This is a genomic window from Nostoc favosum CHAB5714 (assembly GCF_020829495.1).
Taxonomy (GTDB): Bacteria; Cyanobacteriota; Cyanobacteriia; order Cyanobacteriales; family Nostocaceae; genus Nostoc; species Nostoc favosum.
This window is the reverse complement of record NZ_JAIVFQ010000140.1, coordinates 1-12874: the sequence shown is the minus strand read 5'-3', so window position 1 is coordinate 12874 and position 12874 is coordinate 1. Positions and strand designations below refer to the sequence as shown.

Genomic DNA, 12874 nt, shown 5'->3' with positions numbered 1-12874 from the left:
GTCTTTTCTCAAACATACCCGTGCTCCAAAGAAGAAGAAAGATCCTCCAAAGTATGACCCTCAGCATCCACATGTTTCCACTGCCAAACTTTTAGCGACTGCAAAAAAGTCACCTTGACAGGGCTAGACCTAACAGTTGGGAATCGCATTACGGGTTAGGAAATTTTTATGAAGATCAGCAAAAATACGATTTAGCGGAGAAAGAATATCAATTAGCTATTCAAAAGAGTGATTATGCAGTGCTTGCTATTACTGCTTTGTCAAGATTGAAAAACAATAATAATGAACATGATGCGGCAATTATTTTAGCTTTGCAAGGGTTACAAAAAACTAAAGATCCGGAAATCGAAGCAGCTTTATATAAGGATTTAGGCTGGGCAAGATTTAAGCAAAATAAGTTAATTGAAGCTAAAAAACATTTAGAAAAATCAATTCGATTAGATGGAAGAACGGATGCTTTCTGCTTGCTGTCTCAAGTCGAAGAAGCTTTGGGAGACACTGACACAGCTAGAATCTATATAGAAGGCTGTATGTTAGCTCAATCTACTTTGCCAGAGGTTTTTAACTGGAGGCAAAAATTATTAGATCGCATACTTAAAAAGTAGTATTTTCTAAATAAATTTATATTGATACAGATTTTCTTCTAATTTTATGAGAAACTAAGCATATATAAACGTACTATTTGTTTTTAGACTTGTGAAAAAGAGTACAAAAATTTTAGTGGGGCTTTGTTTGAGCTTTCTACTTATAAAAGATATACCAATACTGGCAAATGTGCCGTTAGTAAGAAATAAAAGGAATCAGGTTCGCTGCAAGCCAAGTGGAAGAGTAATGTCTCCAGGTGATAAGCGTTTTGAAGTAGGAAGCTTGATTTGTGATGGCGAGAAATTAGAAGTTTTAGATGGTGGTAGTATTAAATTTTTATGTTTTAGCACAGGAATAGTTTTAGACTTATCCAGTGGATTTGTTTCTTCTAATGAATGTGCAAAACCTTATTCATCTGATTCTGTTTGCCGCATAGATAGCAGAAACTTCTGTCAAAGGACACGGAAGGGAGGGGAAGTAGGAAACGATGAGCCGACAATTATTTATCCTTATCATATCCCGACACTAAAACCGCGAACTGAAGTCGCTTGGCTTGCGGTTGCGGGTGCTACTTCTTATACAGTAAGGTTTGATTGTCCTGAGTTTGCTTGGGAAAAAGTTGTAAATCAAACTAGATTGGCTTATCCTTTGGAAGAAAAAGCTTTGCTATCTGGACAAACATGTAAAATTTCTATCTTCGCTTATAAAAATGACAATCTTCTGGGTGCAGATCAGTCAGTAGTTTATTTGCTACCAGAGGATGAGGTGAAACGACTTTTAGACACAGTAAAGCAAATTAATCAATTAAAACTTTCCCCGGATGAAGCTGCTCTTGACATGGATACTGTCTTTATTTCAAGAAACCTTTTCGATGAAACATTTGAAAAACTAAATAATGTAATTGCATCAGGTACAAGGAATCCAACTATCTATAGAGTGCTAGGTGATCGCTATTTTCAAGCTGGTGTATTAGATAAAGCGCAGCGTCAATATTTAAAAGCATCTGAGTTATTGAAAACTAATAACAACCCAACTGAGTTAAAGAATGTACAAGAAGGGTTAAAAGTAATAAATTATTATAACCAGCTCCCTACCAACAGGTAAGGGGCCCAATGGTAAGGGTTATTGTACTCAGGAATTGCCATCAAACTGATTTGTGCAAGCCTTAGAGCCTCTGCTTTAGGAATACCATGCTTGAGGTTTTTGTAAAATTCATTGATGAAAAAAACACTAGATTTAGAATCCACTAACCACAAAGTGGCTATTATACTTCTTGCACCTGCTTGTGCTGCTACACCAGCAATCCCGAGCGCTGACATTTTATTACCCTTGGCAGTTTGGCACGCACTTAGCACTAATAACTCAATTGCATCTTGATGGATTTGAGCTTGCCTTTTTAACAAAGTACCAAATCGGCTAATATTGACTAACTCATTCCAAGTTAAAAATCCTGTTCTTCTACGAATAGAACAAATTTTGATTAATCAGGCTCCCACTAACACCTTCGGTATCTTTGATCTGATGATAAATTTTCGTGGCTTGTTGCCAACTGTCAAGAGCCTCTGCTGCTTGACCTTGATTTAATTGTTTTCTACCCACTTGGGTTAAAAGTTCAGCCTGTTGTATATGTGTTTCTTTTTCCGTTGACTGAGCCAGCAATAGAGACGATTGAGTTAAAACTATTGATAAAGTTAGGATGCCTAAAAGAGCAGATTTTAGGCAATATCTCCATTTAATCATCGCTTTACTATGTTGCTAGGATGGGAAAATTCTGCTACAGAATCGACCGATGTACACGGAATGGTAGAAAAAAAGCTATCAGGCGTGGCTTGATTAGGCGCTATCGCAACTAATTCGACGTTTCCTCTGGAATCTATTACCCAACTTTGAGCTTCAACAATTTCCGTAGTTTCTTTAATTGTTGATAGCTGTAACTTAGATGAAAGTTCATCAGACTTAGATGAAATAGAATTTTTCTGCCAGATAGGTTGACTATCTAGATGTTCGTCAAATTTAGGCGGTGGACTGTTACTAGCTACAATTAACATATCACTTCCTGTGCCTGATTGTGCAGCACAACCCGATACTATATTAGGAGTTTCTGTAACTATTACTGGCACTGCTTTAAGATCACTAGGATGATAATAAAAACCGTTGTTATCAACTGTGCCATCAACTCCTAACTGAGACGTGGCGCTAAAAAAGCTATCGGCAGAAAGAAATAACCCACGAGCATTTATCCGAATATTACCGCCACGTCCCTCGAATGCATTAGCTTTTATGCTGCTATTTCCTGAGCCAGTTAGGAACGTTGTATTGATGTTGACATTGCCACCGTTGCCAGTGCCAGTTGGGGCAAGGCTGTAGGGAAATTCAATACCTAAAAGATGATAAGCCGCCTGCGAATTACTGGCACTAGCACTGATAATGCTATCAAGCAATTGCACATAGTTTGCACGTATGAAAATATTTCCTCCATCTGCTAATGCGGTTGCAGCACTAATGGAAGAATTATTTTTCAGAGAAACTATATTTGCATCAATATCTATATTGCCTGCCGAACCAGTGCCTAAATTACTTACAGTAACTGAACCGTTAGATAAAGAAAATTGCCCGGTTTTTATTTCTATACTCCCTGCCGCTCCACTGACCTCTGAAGATAGCCCTAATACTTGTTGTATTGATGGGGGAGGTGATACCGCATAAGATCCTATTCCAGACATAGAATTATAAGATAAAGCTTCTAATTTTGTAGGTGTTGTCACATTTACAAAATTAGAAGCTTCAATTGTAACCTTGCCAGAATTACCGCTGGAAAAAGTGTAAGAAGCAATAATGCCTGTGTTGTATAACCTAACTTGAGGCGAGGTAATTTTCAAATCACCGGAATTTCCAGATCCATAAGCCACTACAGATGCTTGGGCTGGTGAAGAAAAAATGGGATTAAACCCACTCAATTCAACACTGCGATCGGCGCTAATAATTAAATCCCCCCCCGTGCCAGTGCTAAAAGTTCCAGATGTTATAGTTCCTCCATCTAAAGCAGTGAATTGACTTGTATTAATTACGATCTTCCCACTTGTGCCAGTGCTAAAAGTATATGAACCAACTCCACTAGCGATGCTAGCAGTAGGTTTAATAATGGAAAAACCTTTGACTTCTATAGATTCAGAAGCATTCAAAAGTATATTGCTAGCATTTGCTTCTGTAAATGTCTTGCTATTTATAGCTCCTCCATCTTCAAAGCTTAAATATTTAGTTGAAACCACAACATCACCTGCGCTTCCTCCTAAAGTTTCTACTTCAATTCCACTAGGGATTGTTCCATCTGGGGAGGTTCCATTTAATTGAAGTAAATTTGAAGCCTGTATATTTATGCCGCTTCCAGCTTGAGCGCCTTGATTTTGAATCAACGCAACCGATCCTTCAGTAAAAGAAATTTGTTTTCCTACTAGTTGAATAGCACTATTTCCAAAGCCGCTAGTATCTACTAGTGCTTGTTTAGACAATTCGATATTTTGAAAGTTTTGTAACCCTTCATATCCGAATACCCAACCGGAGGTTATCGGATTTAAGGTAACTATTCCATTATCAACGCTACCAAGTTCTACCCGTCCTCCTGGTGCTGTCAAATTACCTCCTTCTAAAGCAATCTTACCTCCTATCAAGGCTAAGGTTTTCTGCGGCAAAACCCGCAGACCATTGTTGCTAGCACCTGCTCCTGAAATAGGTGAAAACAAAGAAGAAATACCCAAAGTATGTCCTGAACCTTGTACACGAATCTCACCACTATTGCTTTTTAAGTTCAAACCTATGGGTGCGCTTACAGTTAAAAGAGGAGTAGTTTGAGTCTCAGTCGTACTAAATTCCGTTCCATTGGCAAACTTCAAGCTACTCGCTGTACTTGCTAAAAAAGAACCACCGATGTTCAAGCTGGCATTGGAACCAAAAATAATGCCATTGGGATTAAGCAAAAAGAGGTTAGCTGCGCCGTTAGCTCGAAGTAATCCGTCAATGTTAGAAATAGACTTACCTGTTACTCGGCTAATGATGTTTTGAATGTCTCCTGCATTGTTGAAGTAAACTGTTTTCCCAGTGGGGATAGAAAACTGGTCAAAACTATGTAACAGATTGCTACCTGCTCTAGTTCCTCCCTTAATAATGCTAATATCACTATCAATAGTAATGCTGGAATTGACAGGTAGCGTTGAATCCGGAATGATTTGTGCTTTTACTACTCCAGAATTCAACAAGCAAATCATTATGCTTACTTGGATAACTTTGGAAAAACTGAATATTTTCATGTTAGTTATATAATCTTAATTTTCAGCTTCCAACTAAGGAGGAGAGACTTGGAAAGATAAAATCATGTATTGTAGTAATCCACGGCGACTAAGCCTCTCCAACCCTCTAGTTGCCCGGTAAGTTTCCTCATCCCCTTCTCGCCGCATTAATGAGTTAACTACTGGGTAAGTTGGTAAAGTATTACGAGTAATATTCTCTGTTTTTACTAGCTCAAAACCTGTAGCTTCAGCTAAATTTTTGTACTCGAAAACAGGACAAAAATTAACAGACCGAGAGCCGTAAGTACGAATAATAAGAGTTTTAATAGCTTTTTCTATTAATTTCCAGGTTCGGTAAAAAGCCTGAATAGGAATAAAATCACAAATCGTTAATCTTCCTCCTGGACGTAAAACTCGCCTTGCTTCCTTAAAGAAATTTTCGCGGCTAGAGAAAGCAAAAATAGACTCTACTGCAAAAACTACATCAAAATAACCATCAGGGAATGGTAGCTGGCAAGCATCAGCGTAAATAAATTCTATGTGATTATCCGCTAGAGCCTGTACTGTTGTTTCAGCTATAGATAGCTGTTCTTTATTAATATTTATTCCGATTAAATGCATATTACAAAAACGTTCATTGAGAGTAGCAATGGTTCCTCCAAATCCACAGCCTACATCAAGAATGCTTAAACCATCCTGTACTTCTGCAACATCGGTAACGAGACAAGATAAGTTCTCTGCCGCTACAGCAAAATCTGCAACCGAACCATTAGCTTGAGTTGGGTCAGACCAATAACCCCAATGTAAATGGCGACCAAAAGCTAAAAGCGCATCAGCATCTCCTTCAGAAAATTTTTGTGGCAAGCTATCAAAGTAAGCTACACTAACTGAATTATTATTGCCGTCGCTCAAAATTTTTCTCCTTTACGTGAATAAGTACGTAATCTGAATTTGACTTTCTTCTTCAATAGTTGTAATATTTCCTTCTATTTTACGTGGCTCTAGTTAAATAAGGACAGAACAGATATGACCTTATTTAAGCAAAAGATGGAAAATCGCTCAAAAAAATTAGTGCTGATATTACAGTGTTATTGAAAATAGTTTGAATTTCCAAGATATTGATAGTATACAGCAATCAATAACATGTCAATACTCTTGGAAGAAAAAACTACTATTGTGGTAATAATTATCTGCTTGATAAAAACTAATATAACGGTATAATTAGCTACTATAAAATTATAGCTATATTGTATAGTTGAAATTTTTAGTTCCCTTGTAACCTTGGGACAGGCTGAGAATCACACCAAATATTACCGCAGCGATCGCACAAAGAATAACATTACCTGTCCAAGTGAAAGGATCTACTCCAAATTTAATGATTAGTGCGATCGTAATCGGGGCAGAGAGCAAAAAGCTCAGGAGTAAGGTAGCACTGATGGCAAGAAACCAGTAGCGACCGAGATAACCCAGGCGTAATTCTAACAACGACTCTTGTACTCCAAACAAAGTCATCCAGAATGTAATATCCGCCGTCAAATAATCAAGCATTAGCCGTTATCAGTTATCAAGTATCCGCATTATCAGTCAGAAACTGTGATAACTGTTCACTGATTTAAAGAGGGTAATTTCTAGAATAAGCTGAAATTGAGTCAGGAGTCAGATATCTTGGGAACCAATGGTTCCTAAAATCTAGCTAACTCTTAGTTGTGCAAAAAATAAAGTTTAAAATTATACCGCAAGAGTTCTACTAACAGCGGCTTTCATTTAATTTAGAAAAGAAATCCTTATCTTTTATCCGATATCATATACGATTAATACCATTTCCCCCCAGATACAACACTTTCACCAACATGCGTAAGCGGGTGTGCATGTTGGCAACGGAATAGAAACTATTGCGCTGCCGATAAATTTTGCTTGTCTTTGGTATTGCCTTTGATGCGTAATCCAGCAATACACACTTACATGGTGCTAACTTCACGTTAATAGTTAGCCGTAACTTATTATAGACACAATTCAACTATAGCTTTGACTGAGTGTAAAGATAGTTTACAAAAGTTGCTCAAACGGTTGCCATAGGGCGTGTTTTAACGAAGAGACAGAGGGACAGGCAGCACAAGAATGCATTCGGGAAAATTTTCTCCCTTGCTTCGTGCCTGTTCCTCAATCTCTGACATTTGGATCGTGGATAACTACAACCGCCTTGATGCTGAACCGTCTGGAAATACAAATTGTCTGCTTTAATTACAAAAATCATCTACCCGAATATCCCGCCAGACATCAGAAACCTGCCAGCCAGAGTTGCCCACCGATTGTACTGGAGGATTATCAAGGAACGGAATATAGTCAGGAACTCTAGGCTCTGGAATCGCTACTGGTTTATCATAAACCACAGGGGCTGAAGAATTCACAGTATTAGCTTCTTGAAGTTGGTCTTCTGCTTCTTCGATCAACTTCATCTGTTTCAGAGTAAGCTTGTCGGATTTTTTGATGATTTTTTTTGTATGTATCTCATTAGAAGTATTCATTAGCTGTTCCCTCAAAGGCATTGGCTTAAAATTTGGACTCAAGTAAAGTTGCCAGAAATAAAGTATTAATAATTGCACGGAGTATACAAGATACACTAAATCTGTAGAAAAGACGAGTCCCTTGCTGAAGAATTTATTAATTGGATATAAATCTCTTTTTCGGGCAGATACCCTAGCATAATAGGAGCACAAATGCCTTAAAGCGATCACTTCTTTATCATGACTGTAGGTCAAGATTGTTTTGCGTTTTTGACTCCTAATAAGCAGATAATGGATGGTTGAGAGTTCTCGCTGTGGAGGAACAGCGTTGAGAAACTTATCAGGTGATAAAGGCACAATCTTAGTAGTAGATGACGAAGCCAGCATCCGCCGAATTTTACAGACGCGTCTAGAAATGATTGGCTACAGGGTAGTGACAGCTAGTGATGGTGAAGAAGCTTTGTCAGCTTTTCGCCTGTTGACCCCTGATTTGATAGTTTTAGATGTAATGATGCCAAAGCTGGATGGCTACGGTGTGTGCCAAGAATTGCGGAAAGAGTCAGACGTACCAATTATCATGCTCACAGCTTTAGGAGATGTAGCAGACCGAATCACTGGGCTGGAGCTAGGTGCTGATGACTACATGACGAAACCTTTCTCACCCAAAGAACTGGAAGCTCGAATTGCCTGCGTACTAAAACGGCGCTCCCACAAAACTAGTATTAATACTATTCCTAACTCTCTTGTAATCCATGTGGGCAATCTCAAAATCGATATCAATAAACGGCAAGTTCATAAAAATGAGCAACGCATTCGGTTGACAGGTGTGGAGTTTAGCTTATTAGAATTGTTAGTGAATCATTCGGGAAAGATTTTTTCAAGGGCTAAAATATTACAGCAATTGTGGGGCTTTGTACCAGAGATGAATATAGACACCCGTGTGGTAGATGTGCATATTTCACGATTGCGGACAAAGGTAGAATCCGACCCCAACAACCCAGAATTCATTATCACAGCAAGAGGTAGTGGTTATTTTTTCCCACGAATTATTGATTCAGAACAGGAATAGCAGAAAAATATGAGTAAGCTTAATTTACAGCACTTCCGTCTGTTATCAGATACAGTAAATTAAAATATAAATACTTTTAAATGAAGTTATACTCTGTCGATCTTCGAGAAAAAATAGTTGCAGCACATCTTCAGAAAAACATCTCAATCAGGAAAGTAGCTAACATCTTTTCCGTCTCAAAGAGTTTAGTCCAAAAGCTTGTAAAACAACAAAAACTTGATGGAAATAATTTCAGTTGCGCTTGATTTAATAAATCCTCAACATTTAAGAAACTGGTTTACTAATTGCTGTTACTGTACCTCATAACAGCCGGAAGTGCTGTAACGCTCCCATAATAAAATGGAACCCCAATTCAACTTTTTTCAGCATTGGTATCCAGTTTCGCCAGTTGAAGACTTAGATCCTAACCAACATTTGTGACACTTTTGGGACTGCGTTTAGTTATCTGGAAACCTAAATCATCCCCAGATTTCCGGGTGTTTTTAGATCAATGTCCCCACCGCCTTGCTCCCCTAAGTGAGGGGCGCATTGATGAGAATACGGGTGATTTAATGTGTAACTATCACGGTTGGTTCCTGCCTCCGATTCAGGCACCTGACTTTTCCCGTTAAGTCTTAAACAGCTTACTTACAAAGGATTCTGGATCAAGCACAGCTTATATGATACAGTGATTAAAATAGTGTATTACAGGTAACAAGCAATACTACACTGGTGGGAGAAAAATTTGCAACCTGTGAGGGCGATAAGCCTGACGGCATGGCTACACTTACCGCCAATTAAAATGAGCGTGCTTCTGTCTTTAGGTTATGCTCTAAGTCTTGGATTTGGCATTGCACCGTCAGAAATCTTCAATAGTGGAACCGTACTCAAGAGAGCATACGAATTTTTGCCACGACCCTTGTGTTCGCGTAGCGTCTCGTAGAGAAGGCTGGCATTGCAAAAGAGACTTAACGGGAAAAGTTAGAATTTTAATTATTATACTGTATATGCTGTGCTGTTTTTTAAATCCTTTGCCAGCAGGCTTTTCGAGATTTAACGGAAAAAGTCAGTTAAGAAACTGGTTTGCTAATTGCTGCTACTGCACCTCATGACAGCCGGAAATGCTATATAAGGATTAATGATAAGGATAAGAATAAGAGCTATGAAATTAGCAACATTAAGTTTTTTACGCAGTGTAAGTAAAGATAATCAGCAATTTGCTGTAATTGGATTAGGGCGTTTCGGCCGTTCCGTTTGTGCGACACTACGTAAATTGGGCTATCAAGTATTAGCAACAGATATAGATGCAAAACAAGTATCTGCCGCGTTGACAAAAGAAATAGTTAGTCATGCTTTACAACTAGACTCAACTGAACCAGCAGCATTGAAGGAAGCTGGTATCTTTGGATTTGATACAGTAATTGTGGCAATTGGCAACTATGTTCAAGAAAGCATTATCACTACTTTAAATATGAAAGAAGCTGGAGTACCTCATGTAGTTGCTAAAGCTTCTAGCGAGGTTCATTATAAACTATTGAACCGAGTAGGTGCAGATCATGTAGTTTTTCCTGAGTATGAAGTAGGTCGTGCGTTAGCACTTACCCTTACTCAGCCATTTATTCTGGATAGATTTGATCTCGACCCAGATAACAGTATTGTAGAATTAGTTGTACCAGATGAATTTCATGGTAAAACGATTACAGAAATTCAGTTACGTAACCGTTATGGTTTGAATTTGTTAGCCGTAAGCAAAGATAGCGAATTTCAAATTAATCCCAACCCCACTTATCGTTTAGAACGCGGTTCAGCAATGGTAGTTATAGGTTGCAATAAAGATATCAGTCGTATGCCAATTTAATACGAAGATTTATTTAGAGGAACGGGATGATGGTAAAAAGTTATTAAATACCGAAAATTATTAGGTGCTCATCCTACCTATTAAATCTTAATTTAATGTCAAATAAGCAACAACTTATCAATCAAGTCATAAGTTGTGTGTCCTTTTTTTGATTCACCCAACAACGCCGGATTTATTGACTACTGTTGGTTTAGGAATTGCTATCACACGCAAGCAAAGACTAACATACGCCAAGGATTAAAGCAGATAGACCTCTCCAAACTGATTAAAAATCAATACTTGATTCGTGGCATTGCCAAAGTTCTCACCTCGTAGCAAACTAATAAAAGCACGCAGTGCATTCTCCAAACCAAGAACCACACCTTCTTTATACTTAACCCTGTGTGTCAATTTAGGCACAGGAGAAATAGAATTCAGGGTGAGCCAGGAAGATAAAAATTGGAGAAGTTAGCCTATAAATAATGGATTGAAGTTAAGAAAAACCCAAAGACAGTTGAAGAATAGGAAAGACTGTTAACTAGGGGTATAGGAGTTTAAAAACACCAACTTCTTCCTCTATTAGTGAAGGAAGCCCGTCAACGAAAAGGCTCGGTGGTGATGACTTGTAACGGTATGCCTGCGTTATTCATCTAGGCTTGGAACGTCGAATTTCTTCTACTTGGCCAACTTCAAAAATTAGAGTGAATGGTTGCCCCATCTCTTGTTTGATAAATTCTTCTAATAACTCTACTTGACGAGGTGTAACAGGTTCCCTTGCCCGAACACTCAAACGGACTTCTGGGGGATTTGTCAACCAATTGGTATTACTGTTAAGCAACTGCAATCGCCCAAAGGTGACAGTTCGATTCAATAATGCCCGTCGTAAGCTAGTTTCTAGTTGCGCTTGTCGTACAAGTCGAGCAAAGCTGACTCCCAAGGGAATTAGCAGGATAGCTGTCAAAGCCATAGTCCAAATTAGGGGTTGACGGGCCCGCGCCATTGAAGTGTAACCCGCTACCACAAATGTCACCATACAGGAGAGCGCAATACCTAGCAAGTTGGTAAGATAAAGCAGAGTTGCTCCTAAACTGAGTGACCAATTTCCTTGCGCCAAGCCTAAGCCAATCACACAAATGGGAGGCATAAGGGCAACAGCGATCGCAGTTCCCGCTAAACTAGTAGAGATTTTCGTTTCAATTTTCGCGTAGCCACTAATACCACCAGCTGCTACAGCAATTCCCAAATCTAACAGCGTTGGTTTTGAGCGAGCTAACACTTCACTACCATAGCTGGGCAATCCTACCAGCAAACCCAGAGTAAAAGCGATCACTACCGCTAACAACGTGCCCAATGCTACAGCAATTATACCCTTGCGTAACAAAGTAATATCTGCCTGCAAAGCACCAAAAGCTAACCCCCGAATCGGCAACATCAGGGGTGCAATAATCATCGCGCCAATAATCACGGCCGCACTGTTAGACAATAAACCTAAAGTAGCGATTGCACAGGAGCTAGTAATCAAAATTATGTAAGCTGAGTCTAGGGTTGATTCTGCCAGCAAGTCTGTTTGTACCTGTTGGAGTTGCTCCGCCTGCGAACCCCGGCGACGGAAATTTTTAAAGCGGTCTCGAATGTTATTACCCAAGACCTTCCTCCTAAATACTTGGTTAACCGTCAAATCTTCATTCTTTGCTAATTTAAAGTCTTACATTGAACTAGTGTCATCTGATAATAGTCAGATGAGGATAAAAGCAAAATTATACCAGGAATTTCCCTATGGTACTTGAATCAGCGATCGCCGAGGAAGTTATTACAAACAATCTTAAGCAGTTTCTGTTGGTGCTTTCGGTGTCTCTAGGTGTGGCAACACTACCGCAGATATTTAGCTGGTTTCGCAATATACCTTACACCTTGCTACTGGTGATTGTCGGGTTAGGTTTGGCCTGTGTCGATGTCCGTTTAGTAACCCTTTCCCCGGAATTAATTTTGTTCATTTTTTTACCACCACTGCTATTTGAAGCCGCGTGGAATTTGAAATGGTCAGACTTGAAGCAGGATTTAGTGCCAATTTGCCTGTATGCGGTGTTTGGGGTGTTAATTGCGATCGCAGGGGTAGCGATCGCTCTCAATCAAGTTGTTGGTATTTCCCTAACTACAGCTTTACTCATTGCAGCCAGTCTATCTGCAACTGACCCTGTTTCTGTAACTGCTTTGTTTCGTGAACTGGGTGTAGATAGTCGTCTTGTCACCTTAATGGAAGGCGAAAGCTTGTTCAATGATGGCATGGCTGTAGTTGCCTTTGGTTTTTTGGTGGCCTTATCTTTGGGAACTGTAGAATTGGAATTCCAGCCAATCTTAGTACAGTTATTTACAGTTATTGGCATCGGTGTAGGGGTGGGAGCTTTTATCGGATTTGGTATTTCCTACCTTACCCAGCGCTTCGATTTGCCCTTGGTGGAACAATCTTTAACTTTAGTTTCCGCTTATGGGACTTACCTGATTATTGAAGACTTGGGCGGTTCTGGAGTAATTGGAGTTGTCACTACAGGTTTGATTTTAGGCAACTTTGGCTCTCGTATCGGCATGAATCCCCGCACCCGGATTATTGTTTCCGAAT

Annotated in this window: 13 protein-coding genes and 2 pseudogenes; 8 read left to right on the top strand and 7 right to left on the bottom strand. The window is 39.2% G+C overall.

Going from position 1 to position 12874, the window contains the following annotated elements; genetic code table 11:
* Nucleotides 1-98: 98 nt before the first annotated feature.
* From LC586_RS42270 to LC586_RS36910, 3 genes and pseudogenes are all read left to right on the top strand, one after another.
* A pseudogene (locus LC586_RS42270) lies at nt 99-224 on the top strand (hypothetical protein); the annotation flags it as partial.
* Nucleotides 225-239: 15 nt separating this feature from the next.
* On the top strand, nt 240-605 hold the full coding sequence (locus LC586_RS36915) for a hypothetical protein (RefSeq protein WP_229490574.1): 366 nt from the start codon (nt 240-242) through the stop codon (nt 603-605).
* Between the two features lie 91 nt (nt 606-696).
* On the top strand, nt 697-1689 hold the full coding sequence (locus tag LC586_RS36910; protein ID WP_229490572.1) for a tetratricopeptide repeat protein: 993 nt from the start codon (nt 697-699) through the stop codon (nt 1687-1689).
* Here LC586_RS36910 and LC586_RS36905 read toward each other — a convergent pair.
* From LC586_RS36905 to LC586_RS36880, 6 genes are all read right to left on the bottom strand, one after another.
* Nucleotides 1662-1940, bottom strand: a complete 279-nt coding sequence (locus LC586_RS36905) for a CHAT domain-containing protein (RefSeq protein ID WP_229490576.1) — start codon at nt 1938-1940, stop codon at nt 1662-1664. The genes LC586_RS36910 and LC586_RS36905 overlap by 28 nt on opposite strands.
* A 103-nt stretch (nt 1941-2043) precedes the next feature.
* Nucleotides 2044-2325 (bottom strand): hypothetical protein, encoded by a 282-nt coding sequence (locus LC586_RS36900; RefSeq protein WP_229490571.1) that lies wholly within the window; start codon nt 2323-2325, stop codon nt 2044-2046.
* Nucleotides 2322-4847: a two-partner secretion domain-containing protein gene (locus LC586_RS36895; RefSeq protein ID WP_229490570.1), complete on the bottom strand. Its 2526-nt coding sequence runs from the start codon at nt 4845-4847 to the stop codon at nt 2322-2324. The genes LC586_RS36900 and LC586_RS36895 overlap by 4 nt, the downstream gene beginning before the upstream one ends.
* 75 nt (nt 4848-4922) lie before the next feature.
* The gene (locus LC586_RS36890) at nt 4923-5780 is read right to left on the bottom strand and encodes a class I SAM-dependent methyltransferase (RefSeq protein WP_229490569.1); all 858 of its coding nucleotides are present in this window, start codon (nt 5778-5780) and stop codon (nt 4923-4925) included.
* Between the two features lie 330 nt (nt 5781-6110).
* A complete protein-coding gene (locus LC586_RS36885) occupies nt 6111-6416 on the bottom strand; it encodes a hypothetical protein (RefSeq protein WP_229490567.1) in 306 nt (101 codons plus the stop codon).
* Nucleotides 6417-7105: 689 nt separating this feature from the next.
* Complete coding sequence (locus LC586_RS36880; protein WP_229490565.1) at nt 7106-7393, bottom strand: hypothetical protein; 288 nt, start codon at nt 7391-7393, stop codon at nt 7106-7108.
* Between the two features lie 307 nt (nt 7394-7700).
* Here LC586_RS36880 and rpaB point away from each other — a divergent pair, with 307 nt between their 5' ends.
* From rpaB to LC586_RS36865, 4 genes and pseudogenes are all read left to right on the top strand, one after another.
* The gene (gene rpaB, locus LC586_RS36875; protein WP_229490563.1) at nt 7701-8441 is read left to right on the top strand and encodes a response regulator transcription factor RpaB; all 741 of its coding nucleotides are present in this window, start codon (nt 7701-7703) and stop codon (nt 8439-8441) included.
* 339 nt (nt 8442-8780) lie between these two features.
* Nucleotides 8781-9013: pseudogene (locus LC586_RS36870) on the top strand (Rieske 2Fe-2S domain-containing protein); the annotation flags it as partial.
* A gap of 209 nt (nt 9014-9222) precedes the next feature.
* Nucleotides 9223-9363: an IS4/Tn5 family transposase DNA-binding protein gene (locus LC586_RS43135; protein ID WP_438822963.1), complete on the top strand. Its 141-nt coding sequence runs from the start codon at nt 9223-9225 to the stop codon at nt 9361-9363.
* A gap of 219 nt (nt 9364-9582) precedes the next feature.
* Nucleotides 9583-10278 carry a potassium channel family protein gene (locus LC586_RS36865; protein ID WP_229490561.1) on the top strand — a complete coding sequence of 232 codons (696 nt, stop codon included), beginning with the start codon at nt 9583-9585 and terminating at the stop codon, nt 10276-10278.
* A 625-nt stretch (nt 10279-10903) separates the two neighbouring features.
* Here LC586_RS36865 and LC586_RS36860 read toward each other — a convergent pair.
* Nucleotides 10904-11902 (bottom strand): DUF389 domain-containing protein, encoded by a 999-nt coding sequence (locus LC586_RS36860; protein ID WP_229490559.1) that lies wholly within the window; start codon nt 11900-11902, stop codon nt 10904-10906.
* A 131-nt stretch (nt 11903-12033) separates the two neighbouring features.
* Between LC586_RS36860 and LC586_RS36855 the strand changes: the two genes are divergently transcribed.
* Nucleotides 12034-12874 (top strand): cation:proton antiporter (locus LC586_RS36855; protein ID WP_229490557.1); only part of this gene is annotated, 841 nt, incomplete at its 3' end.

What these genes read in the sequence shown, in the direction of transcription:
- LC586_RS36900 (WP_229490571.1), bottom strand. Translation starts at nt 2,325, where the DNA reads ATGATTAAATGGAGATATTGCCTAAAATCTGCTCTTTTAGGCATCCTA.
- LC586_RS36895 (WP_229490570.1), bottom strand. Translation starts at nt 4,847, where the DNA reads ATGATTTGCTTGTTGAATTCTGGAGTAGTAAAAGCACAAATCATTCCG.
- LC586_RS36885 (WP_229490567.1), bottom strand. Translation starts at nt 6,416, where the DNA reads ATGCTTGATTATTTGACGGCGGATATTACATTCTGGATGACTTTGTTT.
- LC586_RS36880 (WP_229490565.1), bottom strand. Translation starts at nt 7,393, where the DNA reads ATGAATACTTCTAATGAGATACATACAAAAAAAATCATCAAAAAATCC.
- LC586_RS43135 (WP_438822963.1), top strand. Translation starts at nt 9,223, where the DNA reads ATGAGCGTGCTTCTGTCTTTAGGTTATGCTCTAAGTCTTGGATTTGGC.
- LC586_RS36865 (WP_229490561.1), top strand. Translation starts at nt 9,583, where the DNA reads ATGAAATTAGCAACATTAAGTTTTTTACGCAGTGTAAGTAAAGATAAT.